This window comes from Aestuariivita boseongensis (assembly GCF_001262635.1).
Classification (GTDB): domain Bacteria; phylum Pseudomonadota; class Alphaproteobacteria; order Rhodobacterales; family Rhodobacteraceae; genus Aestuariivita; species Aestuariivita boseongensis.
Window position 1 is genome coordinate 11,835 of record NZ_JXYH01000050.1, and the last position, 15,666, is coordinate 27,500.

15 protein-coding genes and 1 tRNA gene are annotated in these 15,666 nt (G+C 60.4%); 8 read left to right on the forward strand and 8 right to left on the reverse strand.

The features are described from left to right. Positions 1 to 5: 5 nt before the first annotated feature. The 3 genes from TR61_RS16100 to TR61_RS16110 are packed head-to-tail and all read left to right on the forward strand — an operon-like array spanning position 6 to position 2,196. Positions 6 to 704: a GNAT family N-acetyltransferase gene (locus TR61_RS16100; RefSeq protein WP_050931565.1), complete on the forward strand. Its 699-nt coding sequence runs from the start codon at positions 6 to 8 to the stop codon at positions 702 to 704. Continuing rightward, on the forward strand, positions 701 to 1,273 hold the full coding sequence (locus TR61_RS16105) for a peroxidase-related enzyme (RefSeq protein ID WP_050931554.1): 573 nt from the start codon (positions 701 to 703) through the stop codon (positions 1,271 to 1,273). Before TR61_RS16100 ends, TR61_RS16105 begins: the two co-directional genes overlap by 4 nt. After that, positions 1,270 to 2,196 carry an OmpA family protein gene (locus tag TR61_RS16110; RefSeq protein ID WP_050931555.1) on the forward strand — a complete coding sequence of 309 codons (927 nt, stop codon included), beginning with the start codon at positions 1,270 to 1,272 and terminating at the stop codon, positions 2,194 to 2,196. The genes TR61_RS16105 and TR61_RS16110 overlap by 4 nt, the downstream gene beginning before the upstream one ends. Here TR61_RS16110 and TR61_RS16115 read toward each other — a convergent pair. The 4 genes from TR61_RS16115 to TR61_RS16130 all read right to left on the reverse strand — a co-directional run bounded on the left by TR61_RS16115 (position 2,193) and on the right by TR61_RS16130 (position 4,344). After that, positions 2,193 to 2,747: a helix-turn-helix domain-containing protein gene (locus tag TR61_RS16115; protein WP_050931556.1), complete on the reverse strand. Its 555-nt coding sequence runs from the start codon at positions 2,745 to 2,747 to the stop codon at positions 2,193 to 2,195. The two genes, TR61_RS16110 and TR61_RS16115, sit on opposite strands and share 4 nt — an antisense overlap. Positions 2,748 to 2,868: 121 nt before the next feature. After that, complete coding sequence (locus tag TR61_RS16120; RefSeq protein WP_050931566.1) at positions 2,869 to 3,882, reverse strand: Fe(3+) ABC transporter substrate-binding protein; 1,014 nt, start codon at positions 3,880 to 3,882, stop codon at positions 2,869 to 2,871. Between the two features lie 181 nt (positions 3,883 to 4,063). After that, complete coding sequence (ykgO, locus tag TR61_RS20190; protein WP_005850168.1) at positions 4,064 to 4,189, reverse strand: type B 50S ribosomal protein L36; 126 nt, start codon at positions 4,187 to 4,189, stop codon at positions 4,064 to 4,066. Between the two features lie 80 nt (positions 4,190 to 4,269). Beyond that, a tRNA-Val gene (locus TR61_RS16130) sits at positions 4,270 to 4,344 on the reverse strand. Between the two features lie 151 nt (positions 4,345 to 4,495). Here TR61_RS16130 and TR61_RS16135 point away from each other — a divergent pair. Beyond that, a complete protein-coding gene (locus TR61_RS16135) occupies positions 4,496 to 5,356 on the forward strand; it encodes an N-formylglutamate amidohydrolase (protein WP_050931567.1) in 861 nt (286 codons plus the stop codon). Position 5,357: 1 nt separating this feature from the next. Here the strand turns inward: TR61_RS16135 and TR61_RS16140 are convergent, their stop codons facing one another. Together TR61_RS16140 and pyrF are read right to left on the reverse strand one after the other, a co-directional pair. Next, a complete protein-coding gene (locus TR61_RS16140) occupies positions 5,358 to 6,611 on the reverse strand; it encodes a DNA polymerase IV (protein ID WP_050931557.1) in 1,254 nt (417 codons plus the stop codon). Between the two features lie 348 nt (positions 6,612 to 6,959). Beyond that, positions 6,960 to 7,676 carry an orotidine-5'-phosphate decarboxylase gene (pyrF, locus tag TR61_RS16145; RefSeq protein ID WP_050931558.1) on the reverse strand — a complete coding sequence of 239 codons (717 nt, stop codon included), beginning with the start codon at positions 7,674 to 7,676 and terminating at the stop codon, positions 6,960 to 6,962. 214 nt (positions 7,677 to 7,890) lie between these two features. On the opposite strand from pyrF, the gene clpB reads away from it, so the two are divergent. Continuing rightward, entirely contained in the window at positions 7,891 to 10,509 is a 2,619-nt protein-coding gene (gene clpB, locus TR61_RS16150; RefSeq protein WP_050931559.1) for an ATP-dependent chaperone ClpB, read from the forward strand. Positions 10,510 to 10,566: 57 nt separating this feature from the next. Here clpB and TR61_RS16155 read toward each other — a convergent pair whose 3' ends face one another. Both TR61_RS16155 and TR61_RS16160 read right to left on the reverse strand, forming a co-directional pair. After that, a complete protein-coding gene (locus TR61_RS16155) occupies positions 10,567 to 11,064 on the reverse strand; it encodes a fasciclin domain-containing protein (protein ID WP_050931560.1) in 498 nt (165 codons plus the stop codon). 195 nt (positions 11,065 to 11,259) lie between these two features. Then, positions 11,260 to 11,742 (reverse strand): fasciclin domain-containing protein, encoded by a 483-nt coding sequence (locus TR61_RS16160; RefSeq protein WP_050931561.1) that lies wholly within the window; start codon positions 11,740 to 11,742, stop codon positions 11,260 to 11,262. A 303-nt stretch (positions 11,743 to 12,045) separates the two neighbouring features. Here TR61_RS16160 and TR61_RS16165 point away from each other — a divergent pair, with 303 nt between their 5' ends. From TR61_RS16165 to msrQ, 3 genes are all read left to right on the forward strand, one after another. Beyond that, complete coding sequence (locus tag TR61_RS16165) at positions 12,046 to 13,536, forward strand: FMN-binding glutamate synthase family protein (RefSeq protein WP_050931562.1); 1,491 nt, start codon at positions 12,046 to 12,048, stop codon at positions 13,534 to 13,536. Positions 13,537 to 13,625: 89 nt separating this feature from the next. Next, positions 13,626 to 14,531: a protein-methionine-sulfoxide reductase catalytic subunit MsrP gene (msrP, locus tag TR61_RS16170; RefSeq protein WP_050931563.1), complete on the forward strand. Its 906-nt coding sequence runs from the start codon at positions 13,626 to 13,628 to the stop codon at positions 14,529 to 14,531. A gap of 81 nt (positions 14,532 to 14,612) precedes the next feature. Beyond that, the gene (msrQ, locus tag TR61_RS16175) at positions 14,613 to 15,218 is read left to right on the forward strand and encodes a protein-methionine-sulfoxide reductase heme-binding subunit MsrQ (protein WP_172677002.1); all 606 of its coding nucleotides are present in this window, start codon (positions 14,613 to 14,615) and stop codon (positions 15,216 to 15,218) included. Positions 15,219 to 15,666: the final 448 nt, after the last annotated feature.

Here is a 15,666-nt window from a genome sequence, read left to right on the forward strand (position 1 = left end):
CCGCCATGGAAGGCACCTGGCCCGCCAAACGGGCCTTTCGCGAGGGTCCATGGATGCTTCGCGAGGGCGATGGCGGCGGTAAACGGGTGTCGGCGGCGACGGCCGAGGGGCCGGTTGGGCCGGAGGATATCGCCATGGCGGAGCAGGCGATGGAGGCGATTGGCCAGCCTCCTCTGTTCATGCTGCGGGCAGGCGATGAAGCGCTGGATGCGGCTCTGGCCGAGCGCGGCTATGAGATCATTGACCCGGTGACGATTTATTCAATCGCTCCCGCCGGGTTGACCGATATCCCGATCCCGCGTGTCACTGTCTTTGATCTGTGGGAGCCCCTGGCGATCATGCGCGAGATCTGGGCGCAAGGCGGCGTGGGCCCGGCCCGATTGCGGGTGATGGAGCGTGCCAAGGGGCCCAAGACCGCGTTACTGAGCCGGTTGGATGACAAACCGGCCGGTGTTGCCTTTGCCGCGATGCATGACGGCACGGCCATGGTGCACGCGGTCGAGGTCTTGCCACATCAGCGCCGGAAAGGGGCGGCGGCGTGGATGATGCGCGGGGCGGCGTTCTGGGCGCAACGCCAGGGCGCGCATACGCTGTCTGTCATTTGCGTGGATGCGAATGCGGGGGCGAATGCGCTTTACAGATCGCTGGGGTTTTCCGTGCAGGGCCATTATCATTACCGTCACAAGCCGAAGGAAGCGTCATGAGCCAGTCAGATAACCCCACCGCCCTGAACCTGCCGATGGTCGATCCCCTGCCGGAGGACACGCAGAAGTATTTTGACATCTGCATGGACAAGCTGGGCATGGTGCCGAATGTGCTGAAGGCCTATGCGTTCGACATCGACAAGCTGAACGCCTTCACGGCGATGTATAACGACCTGATGCTGGGCGACAGCAATCTGTCGAAGCTTGAGCGGGAGATGATCGCGGTGGTCGTCTCGTCCATCAACAAGTGCTTTTACTGCCTTGTGGCCCATGGTGCGGCGGTGCGGCAATTGTCGGGCGATCCGAAGCTGGGCGAGATGATGGTGATGAATTACCGCGTGGCGCCGCTGGATGCACGGCAGCGGGCGATGCTGGATTTCGCGGCGAAGGTGACGACGGCCAGCGCGACGGTCGAGGAAGAGGATCGCGATGCGCTGCGCCAGGTCGGATTCACGGATCGGGACATCTTTGACATCGCCAGCGTGGCCGGGTTCTTCAACATGACGAACCGGGTGGCAAGTGCGGTGGCGATGAAACCCAACGACGAGTATCACGCGCAATTCAGATGATCCGCCGCTTTGCTCTTTTTGTCGGACTGATCTGCGCCGCCCCGGTCTGGGCGGTCGAGATGTCGATGCCCACGGGCTCGCGTCTGGTGTCGGACAGGGGGAGCGCCTTTGACAGCTATGACCTGCCGGTTGGCCCCTGGCAGGGGGGCACCGTCGAGACCGTGACGCTGGAAGGCCGCGTGGATCGGCAGAGCTGGCGGGTGGAAAGCGGGTCGATCACGACGCTTCAGCTTCTGGACCCGCTGCGCACGCAGTTGCGGGAGGCGGGGCTTGATCTGGTCTTTGACTGCGACGCCCAAAGCTGCGGCGGGTTCGATTTTCGTTTTGCCATCGAGGTGATCCCGACGCCGGATATGTACGTGGACATTCGCGATTACCGGTTTCTGGCCGCACGGGGAGAGGATCGCGCGGTGTCGCTGTTGATCAGCCGCAGCCGGACGGCAGGATATGTACAGATCATCCAGGTGAGCCCGGCGGATCAAGAGGGTTTGCAAATCAGCCCCGGCGGGGCGCCAGCGCCTGTCATGCAAAATCCCGACCGTCCGAAAGATCTGGCGGCGCGGCTGGTGGAGCAGGGGCATGTCACCCTGGACGATCTGGAGTTCGAGATCGGATCGACCAACCTGGGAACGGCAAGCTATGACAGCCTGGCCAGTTTGGCAGCGTTTTTGCTGGCCAATCCTTCGGCGGTGGTTGCGCTGGTCGGGCATACCGATGCCAGCGGCGCGCTGGATGTGAATATTTCTGTATCTCGCGAGAGGGCGGCATCGGTTCTGCGGCGGCTGGTCGAAGACTATGCCGTGCCCGAGGCGCAGCTGCGGGCCGAAGGGATGGGGTATCTTGCGCCGCGCGCCTCGCACCTGACGGCTGAAGGGCGCGAGTTGAACCGGCGGGTCGAAGCGGTGTTGCTGGCGCTGGATTAGGTGCGGATCTGCAGAAAGCGCGCGCCGCGGTCTGGCGATGTCTGGAACTGGGTCGGGGCGTCCTGTCTGAACCGCAGGCAATCTCCGGCTGTCAGGCTGTGGGTCGTGCCCCCGGTTGCCACTGTTACCGCGCCATCGAGAAGGATCAGGTGGCATTCGCCCCCATCTGTCTGCGTCGCGTTGTGACGGGTATCTGGGGGCAGATGGATTTCGTCGACGCTGGCCCTGAGTTGCGCCGAGGGTGGAGAGACCGCACGCCGGGTGAAGCCTGTTTCAGGGTCCTCCCATTCGCCTTGATCTTCAAAGGGGATGAGCGGGTCAAAACCGTCTTCGATCATCGCTATGAGGCGGGAGACAGGCAGGCCCAGCGCTCCGCAGATCGCCTGCAATGTTTCCGCGGTGGGGCTGGTTTCGGCGTTTTCGATGCGCGAGAGGGTTGCACGGCTGATCCCGGATTTTCGCGCCAGCGCATCAAGGGAGAGACCCGTTTCGCTGCGCAGCGAGAAAAGGCGGCTGGCAAGACGGGATCGGAGGGATGCGCTATCTATCATATGTGAAAAATAATCTCAAAAATGAGAAGAAAGCAATGATTACCGTTGCGAATAGAGTTGCAAAAAGGAAAAGGGGCGCAGAAATTCTGCGCCCCTTGCGGGTGTTCCGAATGGCTCAGGCTTATTTCCAGCCGGATTCGTTCAGGATTTTCTGCGCTGCAGCGATGTTGTTGGCGATATCGCTTGCGTCGATATCGTCAGGCTTGAAAAACCCCATCTGTGCAACCGAGGGGCTGATCGCCACGCCCGGCACGGCAGGGTATTCATCGTTACCGGCCGAGAAATAGGTCTGCGCCTGATCGGAGGCGAGGTATTCCAGGAACTTGATCGCGTTCTCGCGGTTGGGCGCATGGGCCGCCACACCGCCACCTGACAGGTTCATATGTGCGCCGATATCGTCCTGGTTCGGGAAAACCCAGCCGAACATGTCCAGGCTGTCGGACACGCCGTCCACCGGTTTGCGGATCGCGCGGCCGAAGTAGTAGGTGTTCGACATCGAAATATCGCATTCACCCGACACGATGCCGCGCAGCTGGTCGGTATCACCGCCCTGCGGGTCGCGTGCGAAGTTCGCCACAACGCCTTTTGCCCATTCGGCCACGGCGTCTTCGCCCAGATGGGCGATCAGCGCGGCCGTGATGGTTTGGGTATAGACGTTGGTGGAGGAGCGGATGCAGATCTGCCCTTTGTATTTGGGATCGGCCAGATCCTGATAGGTCATCGGCGGATCCGTCACGTCGTTCTTGTCGAAAAACAGGATGCGTGCGCGCTGCGAGAAGCCGAACCACTGGTTGTCTTCGTCCTGCACGTAATCGGGTAGCCGTGCTTCCAGAATATCGCTTTCGATGGATTGCAGAAGACCCATGCCTTTCGCACGCTCAAGCCGCGAGGTGTCGACGGTCAGCAGGATATCGGCGGGACTGTTTGTACCTTCGGCCTGCATCCGGGCCAGCAGTTCGTCGGCATTGCCTTCGATACGGTTGATGGTGATGCCGGTTGCTTCCTCGAAATCGGAGTAGAGACGTTCGTCGGTATCATAGTGACGCGAGGAATAGAGGTTCAGCACGCCTTCTGCGGCGGCGGTCGTTGCCATCAGCGTGGCGAGCGTCGCAGCGAGGCAGGTTGAGGTTTTCATCTTCATGTCCTTTTTTGCACAGAGTCAAAATCTGAGTGTTTTTATCGGTTAATTGATTCTGGGCGGGAAGGAAAGCCAAATCCGACAAAAAGAATAGGGTATATTTGCAGGCTGCAGACATAAAAAACCGCGCCACCGTTTCCGGGGCGCGGTTAATGCAAGCAGCAGATGCTGTAAAAGCTCAGCCTTGGCGTGCTTTGAAACGGCGCTGCGTTTTGTTGATCACGTAAACGCGGCCTTTGCGACGCACGACACGGCAGTCGCGGTGCCGGTTCTTCAGCGAGCGGAGCGAATTGCGGACCTTCATGGCCTCTCTCCTTTTCATGCGGCGCGGGCCAGCGCCTTGGGTTTCGCGGGTGCCACCCTGAGCGGGTGGCGATGAATTCATGGTGGGCGATACTGGGATCGAACCAGTGACCCCTTCGATGTCAACGAAGTGCTCTACCGCTGAGCTAACCGCCCATGAATACCGACGCATGTTTCAACGACCCCAACAAAATGGGGCGCGGAAATCCGCGCCGGTAGCGGGGTCTATAAAAGGAGTCGGAACCCGGATCAAGGGGCTTTTGGTCAAAGCGATTTCCGCGCTATGTATCATGGCGAAGGAGCCGAAATGAACAACAGCGCCTATGCATTGCTTAAGCCCGAACAGCGCAGGTCCTGCGTTGTTTTCGCCTCGCCACATAGTGGACGGCGGTATTTGCCGGGATTTCTTGAGCGCACGGTGCTGGATGAGCTGACTTTGCGGTCGTCAGAGGATGCCTTTGTCGATCAGCTGTTTTCCTGTGTTCCTGAATTTGGCGCACCTTTGCTGACGGCCGAGGTGCCGCGTGCCTATGTCGATCTGAATCGCAGCCCGGACGAGCTGGATCCGGCGCTTATCCAAGGGGTGCGGCGCAGCGGTCATAACCCGCGCATCGCCTCGGGTCTTGGAGTGATTCCCCGTGTTGTTTCAAATGGGCGGGCTATTTATTCCGGCAAGCTGTCGCGGACCGAGGCGGATACCCGGATCGAGCGGTATTGGCACCCCTATCACGACGCGCTGCAGGCCTTGCTGAACGAGGCGCATCGCAGCTTCGGTCAGGCGGTTCTGATTGATTGCCATTCCATGCCGCATGAGGCCGTCGATGGCGTCTCGCGCGGGTGCGCACAGCGTCCACAGATCGTGCTGGGGGACCGGTTTGGCGCGGCAGCCAGTGCCGAGATTGTTGACCAGGTGGAGGCGGCCTTTGCCTCTGCCGGGCTGGTGGTGACGCGCAACGCGCCTTTTGCTGGGGCCTATATCACCCAGGCGTATGGCCGTCCGTCACGAGGCCAGCATGCGATTCAGATTGAAATTGACCGGGCGCTTTACATGGATGAGAAGCGCGTTGAACCCAGCGCGGATTTTGAAGCGTTCCGCGATGTTCTGCGTGGGGTAATTGCCGAGATCGCTGGCCTGCAATCCCGGGATATGCCGCTGGCGGCTGAGTGACCTAACGCAGGGCGCGGCCCTTCACGATGGCGTCCTTTCCAAAGCGCGCGCGAATCTTGTCGGTGGCTTTTTCCGCACCTGCCCTGCGCACTGCGCCGGGGTCGAGAAGATCGCCAGAAAGATCCGCCTCGCCCTCGGGGCAGAGATGAGAGAGGCCGCAGCCCAGCAGCCGGTAAGGCCCTTCATCGCCCAGTTGATCGAAAAGCCCACGCGCCTGACGATAGATCGTGTCGGCCATTTGCGTGGCGTCGCGCAGCGCCACCTGCCGGGTGAGAGAGCTGTGATTGGCCCGTTTCAGTTTCAGCGTGACCACCCGCCCGGCAATGCCCTTGGCCTTGGCGCGGTCGGCGACCTTTTCGGCCATGCGCCAGAGATGGCCGTCAAGAATATCGGGATCGTTGGTGTCGGTGTTGAAAGTCGTTTCGTTCGAGATGGATTTGATCGGCTCATGGGCTGACACGGGCCGGTGATCCTCGCCCCGAGCGAGATGCCAGAGCCTGTCGCCCATGGAGCCGAAGCGCGCGACCAGCGCTTCCTTGTCCCAGCGCAGAAGGTCGGTGAAGGTACGAATCCCCGCCTTTTCGAGAGAGACTTGCGCGGCCCCTCCGACCCCCCAGATCAGCCGGACCGGTTTGTCGTGCAGGAATGCCTGGGTATCGGCGCGCCCGATCACCGAAAACCCGTGCGGTTTGTCGAGGTCAGAGGCCACCTTGGCCAGGAATTTGTTATGCGACAGACCGATGGAGCCAGTCAGCCCCAGTTCATCGCGCATCCGTCTGATCAGCCGGGCCAGCATGACGGCTGGCGGGGCGCCGTGCAGCTTGGCAGTGCCGGAAAGATCCATGAACGCTTCGTCCAGGGACAGGGGCTGGATGGCGGGTGTGAGCTCTTCCATCATGGCGCGAATTGCGCGGGAGGCTTCGGCATAGGCCTCCATCCGGGGTTTGATGACCACGGCTTCGGGGCAGAGTTTCAGTGCCTGAAACATCGGCATGGCGGACCGGACGCCCCTGATACGCGCGACATAACATGCGGTGGAGACCACTCCGCGCCGCCCGCCGCCTATGATCACGGGTTTGTCCGCCAAGCTGGGATCATCGCGTTTTTCGACCGATGCATAGAAGGCGTCACAATCCATATGGGCGATCGTCAGATCGAACAGTTCGGGATGTGAGACCACGCGCCTGCTGCCGCAGGAGGGACAGCGGCGGCCGGTATTGAAATCGGTCAGACAGTCACGGCACAGGGTTGGCATGGGCTTGGGTACGCTGCGGGTGCAGGGCCTGGTTCGAGGCGGATCTGCGGGCAGGGAAAGTATAGGCCCGGACGCAAGAAATCCCAGCCTGTTCAGGGCGGATCCGAGGTGAAAATCAGGGGGCTTTCATAAAAACCCCCCGCCGGTTAGCGGGGGGAGGTAACGAACCACAGGAAGAAGAAGGTCCGTCGGGGAGTGTTTCATCTATATAGTCGCTCAGACTGGTCAAAACACAAAGTCTGGAATTCCTGACTGCCTGAAACAGGAAAATCTTGTGCCATGGAAGGCACAGACGGGGCATAAACCCCTGCCATTTCGATCAATTTTTTGTGGGCAAAACGGGCGTGATCAGGCGCTGGTCAGGTGAGCAGGGTCGTTATTCATCTCGGCAAGGATGGATTGCGCCGCCGCACGCGGATCGGCGGCTTTCCAGATGGGGCGGCCCACAACGATATGATCGACGCCATCGCGCACGGCCTGGGCGGGGGTGGCGACGCGTTTCTGATCGCCCAGATCCGCGCCAGCGGGGCGCACACCGGGGGTGACGATCAGGCGGCCTTCGGCCTGGGGCAGGGCGCGGATTTTCGCGGCCTCCTGCGGGGAAGCGATGACACCGTCGGCGCCCGCTTCAAACGCGCGCGCGGCCCGTTCGGCCACAATATCGGAGATCGCACCATCCTTGATCAGCGATGCGGTCAGATCCTCGCGATCCAGAGAGGTGAGGATCGTCACGGCAAGAATTTTCAGATCCTTCCCAGCCGCGCCTTCCTTGGCGGCGCGCACAACATGCGGGTCGCCATGCACTGTGAGGAAATCCAGATCGAACTGCGCCAGCCCGCGAACGGCTGCTTCGACCGTTGCGCCGATGTCGAACAGTTTCATGTCCAGAAAGATGCGCTTGCCGTGATCCTGTTTCAGCTCATTGGCAAGCGCGAGGCCCCCGCCGGTCAGCATGCCAAGGCCGATCTTATAGAAGCTGACGGCATCGCCCAGCTGTTCGGCCAGCTGCAGCCCGGCCAACGCGTTGGGTACATCCATCGCCACGATCAATCTGTCATCTGCCATGGTTACCTCCGCTGCTGTGCCAAGCCTGCTGTTCCCTAAACCGGGAAGGGTCTGCCTGTCCATCTTTCTGCTGTGGCATGGGGTGTTGCAAAAAGACCTCACGCAGTCTTGAAGAGGGGTCTTGGGCTGCCCACATATCTCATAAGGTTCCGGTCCACTGCGTGCCGCCTGACGGGCGCAAATCCACGGAACGCTTGAGAAAAGGAGAGATACGATGGACTTGTCCAAGTTCACGGAACGTGCGCGTGGATTTATTCAGGCTGCACAAACCATCGCGATCCGGGAAAATCATCAGCGGATCACACCCGAACATATTCTGAAAGCATTGATGGATGACGATCAGGGGCTGGCCAGCAACCTGATCAAACGCGCGGGCGGTGCGCCTGAGCGTGTGGTGGAAGCCACCGATCTGGCCCTGTCGAAAATGCCGTCGGTCACCGGTGGTGGCGATCAGGTTTTCCTTGACGGTGCCACAGCGAAAGTGCTGGCCGAGGCCGAGAAGATCGCGAAGAAGGCGGGCGACAGCTTCGTACCGGTGGAACGCGTTCTGATGGCGCTGAACATGGTGAAATCGCCTGCGAAAGAGGCGCTGGAGGCAGGCAATGTCTCGGCCCAGAAACTGAACGAGGCGATCAACGATATCCGCAAGGGCCGCACGGCCGATACGGCGAGCGCGGAAGAAGGCTATGACGCGCTTAAAAAATATGCGCGCGATCTGACCGAAGCGGCCCGCGAGGGCAAGATCGATCCGATCATCGGCCGGGATGAGGAAATTCGCCGGTCGATGCAGGTGCTGAGCCGCCGGACCAAGAACAACCCGGTTCTGATCGGTGAACCTGGCGTGGGTAAGACCGCCATCGCCGAAGGCATGGCGCTGCGCATCATCAACGGTGATGTGCCTGAAAGCCTGCGCGACAAGAAGCTGCTGGCGCTGGATATGGGCGCGCTGATTGCCGGTGCGAAATATCGCGGTGAGTTTGAGGAACGCCTGAAAGCCGTTCTGAACGAGGTGACCGCTGCCGCCGGTGAAGTGATCCTGTTCATCGACGAGATGCACACGCTTGTGGGCGCGGGTAAAACCGATGGCGCGATGGATGCCGCCAACCTGATCAAACCGGCGCTGGCGCGGGGTGAGCTGCACTGCATCGGGGCGACCACGCTGGATGAATACCGCAAGTATGTCGAAAAAGACGCGGCGTTGGCACGCCGTTTCCAACCGGTGATGATTCAGGAGCCGACGGTTGAAGACACCATCTCGATCCTGCGCGGGATCAAGGAGAAGTACGAACTTCACCACGGTGTGCGGATTTCGGACAGCGCCCTGGTGGCTGCGGCCACGCTTTCCCACCGCTACATCACCGACCGGTTCCTGCCCGACAAGGCGATTGACCTTGTGGATGAGGCAGCGTCGCGTCTGCGGATGGAAGTGGATTCCAAACCGGAAGAGCTGGACCAGCTGGACCGGCAGATCCTGCAGATGCAGATCGAGGTCGAGGCGCTGAAGCTGGAAGATGACAGCGCATCGAAGACCCGGCTGGAGAAGCTGGAGAAAGAGCTGTCTGACCTGCAGGAAAAATCCGCAGAGATGACCGCGCAGTGGCAGGCGGAACGCGACAAGCTGGCCTCGGCCCGGGATCTGAAGGAACAGCTGGACCGCGCGCGGGCCGAGTTGGATATCGCCAAGCGCGAAGGCAACCTGGCCAAGGCCGGGGAACTGTCTTACGGCGTGATCCCGCAGTTGGAAAAACAGCTGGCGGAGGCCGAAGCGCAGGAACAGCAGGGCATGATGGTCGAAGAGGCCGTGCGCCCCGAACAGATCGCTGCGGTGGTCGAGCGGTGGACAGGCATTCCGACTTCCAAAATGCTGGAAGGCGAGCGGGAGAAACTGCTGCGCATGGAAGAGGACCTGCACAAGCGGGTCATCGGACAGAACGCTGCGGTCAAGGCTGTGGCCAATGCGGTGCGCCGCGCGCGCGCGGGCCTGAATGACGAGAACCGTCCACTGGGATCGTTCCTGTTCCTCGGGCCGACTGGCGTGGGTAAGACCGAGCTGACCAAAGCTGTGGCCAACTTCCTGTTCGATGATGACAGCGCGATGGTGCGCATCGACATGTCGGAGTTCATGGAGAAGCACTCGGTCGCGCGTCTGATCGGTGCCCCTCCGGGCTATGTCGGCTATGACGAGGGTGGTGTGCTGACCGAAGCGGTGCGGCGGCGGCCCTACCAGGTGGTTCTGTTCGACGAGGTCGAAAAGGCCCACCCTGATGTCTTCAACGTGCTGTTGCAGGTGCTGGATGACGGTGTGCTGACCGATGGTCAGGGCCGGACGGTCGACTTCAAACAGACGCTGATCGTGCTGACATCGAACCTGGGCGCGCAGGCGCTGAGCCAGTTGCCGGATGGGGCCGATGCCTCGGACGCGCGGCGGGATGTGATGGATGCGGTGCGGGCGCATTTCCGGCCGGAATTCCTGAACCGTCTGGATGAGACGATCATCTTTGATCGCCTGAGCCGTGACGACATGGACGGTATCGTGGACATTCAGCTGGGCCGCCTGATGAAACGTCTGGCCGGGCGGAACATCACGCTTGAGCTGGATGAAGGCGCCAAAACCTGGCTGGCCGATGAAGGTTATGACCCGGTCTTTGGTGCGCGTCCGCTGAAACGCGTGATCCAGCGCGCGCTGCAGGACCCGTTGGCGGAAATGTTGCTGGCCGGTGATGTGGCCGATGGCGACACGGTGCAAGTCAGCGCCGGGACCGAGGGGTTGATCATCGGCGACCGGATCGCCGGGTCAAACCGGCCGCGCCCGGATGATGCTGTCGTGCACTGACAAAAAGGAAAGCCCCGCAAGACAGTTTGCGGGGCTTTTTCGTGGCTGCTTGCCGGATTACGGCAGCAGGACCTTGTCGATCACATGGATCACGCCGTTCGAGGCGATGATGTCAGCCTGGGTCACGGTTGCGTCGTTGACCTTCACGGTGCCCAGTTTGTTGGCCGCGTCGATCCGGACAGTGCCGCCCTGCACGGTGGCCACATCAAGGCGCTGACCGATCAGCTGGTCCGAGGTCACCTGACCCGGTACCACGTGATAGGTCAGGATGCTGCGCAGGGTATCGACGTTTTCGGGCAGAAGCAGATTGTCGACCGTCCCGGCCGGCAGCGCGTTGAAGGCCGCATTGGTCGGCGCGAAAACAGTGAACGGCCCCGGACCGCTGAGCGTGTCGGCCAGACCAGCGGCCGAGATGGCTGCCACAAGGGTGGAGAAATTCGGATCGCTTGCGGCAATCTCGACAATATTGGGCGTGGTGTTCGCCGGGGCGCAGGCCGCAACCGCGCCAAGAGCGCCGGCGGAGGCGAGCGATTTCAGAACAAATCGACGGTTCATCTTCAAATCCTTCCTCTATCAATTTTGGCGAGGCAAAACGCCTCGCGCATAGGTCTTAATGGTGGGGTGATCCGCGTTCGAGGCAAATCGGCTGCGTGGATTGAGCGGGTTTTGAGCGGTTTTCCACGTATTTTGCGCAGCGCCGACCGGCCCGCCTGAGTTCAGACGGGCCGGCACTTGTCAGACTAGATGCGCTTAGCCTTCGGGCAGGATGACCTTGTCGATCACATGGATGACGCCGTTATCCGCTTCGATATCAGCGCTCACCACATTCGCGTCGTTCACCATCACGCCATTGTCGAGGTCGATGGTCACAGTGCCGCCCTGAACGGTGGTGGCAGTCATATCGTCGCTCAGATCGGTCGACATCACTTTGCCGGGTACCACGTGATAGGTCAGGATGGCGACCAGCTGATCCTTGTTTTCAGGCAGCAGCAGGCTTTCCACAGTGCCTTCGGGCAGTGCGGCGAACGCCTCGTCAGTGGGCGCGAAGACGGTGAAGGGGCCTTCGCCTTTCAGGGTGTCCACCAGATCGGCTGCGGTGACGGCGGCGACCAGTGTTTCAAAGCTGCCAGCGGCGACGGCGGTGTCGACGATGTCTTTGGCGTGACCACCGGCGAAGACCGGGGTGGCAAATGCGGCAGCGGCCGTGAAGGCCATCAGTTTGGTACGAAGCATTGTTTGAGTTCCCTTGTTTTGCTTTTGGTTAAATGCCTGTCGTGGCATCGCAGCAATTACGCGTGCGGATGGTGCGCGGATCACGGGGGATTTCCGCCTGCGCTGCTTGACGGAAATGCGGGTTGCGCTAAGCCCGCGCCAATCGCCGTTTCCATTAACAATAACGTTATGAACCCGTGAAAATCCGTGGGCGGGGTGGCCATGTTTCAAAGCCATGGTCCGATCGTGAACGGGAGTGGCTTGCGCGGTGGGCCAGAACCGGATCACTCTTCCAGATACGCACCGGGATGATGGGAGGGCGGTATGAGTTTCGCAATGAATGTGATCGAAGGGCTGGTGATTGCCTTTGTCTTCTTTCTGGGGCTTCTGGCGCTGTTCCTGCTTGCCCTGTTCATCATCGACCGCACGCAGACCCATGACGCGATCCGCCGAAACTATCCGGTGATCGGGCGGTTCCGGCATTTATTTTCCGAGTTGGGCGAATTCTTCCGGCAATACTTCTTTGCCATGGACCGCGAGGAATTGCCGTTCAACCGCGCGCAGCGGGCCTGGGTCAATCGCGCGGCCGACGGGGAGAGCAACACCGTGGCCTTCGGATCGACGCGCAATCTGAATGTGGTGGGCACGCCGATCTTCGTGAACGCGGCTTTTCCGCCCTTGGACGACCAATTCGCCAAGACCGAACCTATGGTGATCGGGGCAGGGGCGCGTATTCCTTATATTGCGCAGTCGTTCTTCAATGTCTCGGGCATGAGTTATGGCGCGATATCCAAACCTGCCGTGCAGGCGCTGAGCCGGGGCGCGAAAGAGGCCGGGATCTGGCTGAACACCGGGGAGGGCGGCATGAGCCCGTTTCACCTGGAAGGCGGCTGTGATCTGGTGTTCCAGATCGGGACGGCGAAATACGGTGTCCGCGACGAGGACGGCAATCTGAGCGATGCCAAGCTGCGCGAAGCGGCGGCACATGAATCGGTACGCATGTTCGAGGTAAAGCTGGCCCAGGGCGCCAAGCCCGGCAAGGGCGGTATCCTGCCTGGCGACAAGGTCACGGCCGAGATCGCTGCGATCCGGGGCTTGCGGATCGGGCAGGACGGGATTTCACCCAATCGCCACAGGGAGGTGGATGATTTCGGCGATCTTCTGGATCTGATCGGACATATCCGCGAGGTCACCGGCAAGCCCGTGGGCATCAAGACCGTGTTCGGATCGCCCGAACCGTTTCGCGAGCTGTTCGCCCTGATCAACGAGCGCGGTGCCGACAGCGCGCCGGATTTCATCACGATTGACGGTGGCGAAGGCGGTACAGGGGCAGCGCCCATGCCGCTGATCGACCTGGTCGGCGTGTCGATCCGCGAGGGCTTGCCCGTGGTTGCCAATCTGCGGGATGAGGCGGGCTTGAAAGAGCGCATCCGCCTGATCGCCAGCGGCAAGCTGATTAATCCCGGTGATGTGGCCTGGGCGCTGGCGGCGGGGGCGGACTTCGTCACCTCGGCCCGCGGGTTCATGTTCAGCCTTGGTTGCATTCAGGCGCTGAAATGCAACAAGAACACATGCCCCACCGGCATCACCACCCATAACCCGCGCTTTCAGAAGGGGCTTGTTGTCGAAGACAAGTACAAGCGCGTGGCGCACTACGCCAAAGGCATCATCAAGGAGGTCGAGACCATTGCCCATTCGGTGGGCGTGGCAGAACCGCGCCTGATGCGCCGGAGGCATGTGCGGATCATGCAGGACACTGGCATCAGCGTGCCGATGAACGAGATCCTGCCCAGCTATGCCTCTCCGGAAAATTGAAGCATTTGGCACAAAGATGTGAGTCGCGTTGTTTTGGACAGGGCCACTGTCTTAGCTAAGTAAGACACAACGAGTAAGAGGATGCTGGAATGGCCTATCGTTGGAAGAATACATTGAGCGCGGCAGATGTGACGCCGGAATCGGCCTGGCTGAACCGCCGTCAGATTATTGCGGGCGCGACAGGTCTGGGTGTGGGGGCCATTGCGGGGCCTGCTTTCGCCGCGACCGAGGGGCTTGAGCCGAATTCTTTCGAGGACATCACCAGCTATAACAACTTTTATGAGTTCGGGACCGACAAGGGCGATCCGAAGCGCTATGCCGGGGAGATGACGACAGAGCCTTGGGCGATCGAGATCGGCGGCATGGTCGACCGGCCCGGCACATATGACTTCAAGGACATCATGTCGGAAATGACGGTGGAGGAGCGGATCTATCGCTTCCGCTGCGTCGAGGCATGGTCGATGGTTATCCCGTGGAACGGGTTCGAACTGGCTGACCTTCTGAATATGGCCGGTGTGCAGGACGGCGCGAAATATGTGGCGTTCGAGACGCTGTATCGTCCCGATGAAATGCGCGGCCAGCGTTTCCCGACAATTGACTGGCCCTATGTCGAGGGCCTGCGCCTGGATGAGGCGATGCATCCGCTGACCATCATGGCGACAGGGATCTACGGCAAGCCGATGCCAAATCAGAACGGCGCGCCGATCCGGCTGGTGGTGCCGTGGAAGTATGGGTTCAAGTCGATAAAGTCGATTGTGAAGATCACTCTGACCACGGAGGAGCCGCCCACATCCTGGAACCGGCTGCAGCCGCGGGAATACGGGTTCTATTCCAACGTGAACCCCAACGTGGATCACCCGCGCTGGAGCCAGGCGTCGGAGCGTCGGATTGGCGGCGGCCTTTTCGCACCGCGCATCCCGACGTTGATGTTCAACGGATACGAAGACGAAGTGGCCAGCCTTTACGAAGGTATGGATCTGAAGCGCTTCTATTGAAAGGCGCTGTTCTGACATCCTTCGCTTTGATGGGCGACCTGATCCGGTCTGGTTCGGACACTGTATATATATAGAGTGACGATGACGCTGACCGATCATATCAACACGACCGCGCGCAGGGTGCCGATTTGGCTTGTATATATAGTGTGCGCTTTGCCGGCCCCGTGGTTCGTCTATCTGGGGGCAACGGGCGGTCTGGGTGTGGAACCCATTCAGGAGCTTGAACACCGTCTGGGCGAGCTTGCCTTGCAGTTCATGGTGGCCGGTCTGGCGATCACACCGCTGCGCCGTCATATGGGCGTGAACCTGCTGCGCTTCCGCCGGGCCATTGGGCTTATCACATTCTATTATGTGCTGTGCCATCTTCTGGTTTGGCTGTTCCTGGACGTTCAGGTCTGGAGCCGGATCTGGGCCGACATCATCAAGCGCCCCTATATCACCATCGGCATGCTTGCATTCACGCTTCTGATCCCGCTGGCGGTGACATCCAACAACTGGTCGGTGCGCAAGCTGGGGGCTGCCTGGCGTCAGATGCACAAGCTGGTTTATCCGGCAGCGGTTCTGGGTGCTCTTCATTACATATGGCTGGCGAAAGGCTTTCAGCTGGAGCCGCTCTTATACATGGCTGCGATTCTGGTTCTGCTGGCGCTGCGGCTGCCGAAACGACGGGTTCGCGCGGCTTCCTGACGAGTCGCCTGCCAACTCGTCGCGATTCACCTGCGATTCATGCCGATGAGTCGAGTGGATTCTGCCCTCCCTTGGGGACATGTCTGTGGATAACGCAATATATGGTGTGGTCGTGCATCCCGAGTCGGCTGATTCAGAATGTTAGCGGGTAAAAAAGAGGGCTGATGTGAAAAATCTTCTTTTTTAAGCCATTGAAAAATATAGGATTTCACAAAAAAGTAGAAAAAAACGGCTTTTCTCAAAAAAAGGGGTTGCGGGTCACCGCGGCTATACGTAAATACCCCCTCACCGGCGGCGCTGAGGCGCACAACGGGGCGCCAGACGGGCCACACGGCAACGAGACGCAAACAAACATCAGAGGCAGACACGGCGGGGCGCGCCAGAAAGTTACGGCGCATCACTGTCAATTTTGTCTCTACGCTCTTTGAAAAAAGAATAGAACTGAAGA

Excerpts from the sequence above, each read along its gene's own strand:
- TR61_RS16155 (WP_050931560.1), bottom strand. The coding sequence starts at position 11,064 with ATGAACCGTCGATTTGTTCTGAAATCGCTCGCCTCCGCCGGCGCTCTT.
- TR61_RS16100 (WP_050931565.1), top strand. The coding sequence starts at position 6 with ATGGAAGGCACCTGGCCCGCCAAACGGGCCTTTCGCGAGGGTCCATGG.
- msrQ (WP_172677002.1), top strand. The coding sequence starts at position 14,613 with ATGACGCTGACCGATCATATCAACACGACCGCGCGCAGGGTGCCGATT.
- TR61_RS16140 (WP_050931557.1), bottom strand. The coding sequence starts at position 6,611 with ATGCCAACCCTGTGCCGTGACTGTCTGACCGATTTCAATACCGGCCGC.
- TR61_RS16110 (WP_050931555.1), top strand. The coding sequence starts at position 1,270 with ATGATCCGCCGCTTTGCTCTTTTTGTCGGACTGATCTGCGCCGCCCCG.
- TR61_RS16135 (WP_050931567.1), top strand. The coding sequence starts at position 4,496 with ATGAACAACAGCGCCTATGCATTGCTTAAGCCCGAACAGCGCAGGTCC.
- msrP (WP_050931563.1), top strand. The coding sequence starts at position 13,626 with ATGGCCTATCGTTGGAAGAATACATTGAGCGCGGCAGATGTGACGCCG.
- TR61_RS16160 (WP_050931561.1), bottom strand. The coding sequence starts at position 11,742 with ATGCTTCGTACCAAACTGATGGCCTTCACGGCCGCTGCCGCATTTGCC.
- pyrF (WP_050931558.1), bottom strand. The coding sequence starts at position 7,676 with ATGGCAGATGACAGATTGATCGTGGCGATGGATGTACCCAACGCGTTG.
- TR61_RS16115 (WP_050931556.1), bottom strand. The coding sequence starts at position 2,747 with ATGATAGATAGCGCATCCCTCCGATCCCGTCTTGCCAGCCGCCTTTTC.
- ykgO (WP_005850168.1), bottom strand. The coding sequence starts at position 4,189 with ATGAAGGTCCGCAATTCGCTCCGCTCGCTGAAGAACCGGCACCGCGAC.
- TR61_RS16165 (WP_050931562.1), top strand. The coding sequence starts at position 12,046 with ATGAGTTTCGCAATGAATGTGATCGAAGGGCTGGTGATTGCCTTTGTC.
- TR61_RS16120 (WP_050931566.1), bottom strand. The coding sequence starts at position 3,882 with ATGAAAACCTCAACCTGCCTCGCTGCGACGCTCGCCACGCTGATGGCA.
- clpB (WP_050931559.1), top strand. The coding sequence starts at position 7,891 with ATGGACTTGTCCAAGTTCACGGAACGTGCGCGTGGATTTATTCAGGCT.
- TR61_RS16105 (WP_050931554.1), top strand. The coding sequence starts at position 701 with ATGAGCCAGTCAGATAACCCCACCGCCCTGAACCTGCCGATGGTCGAT.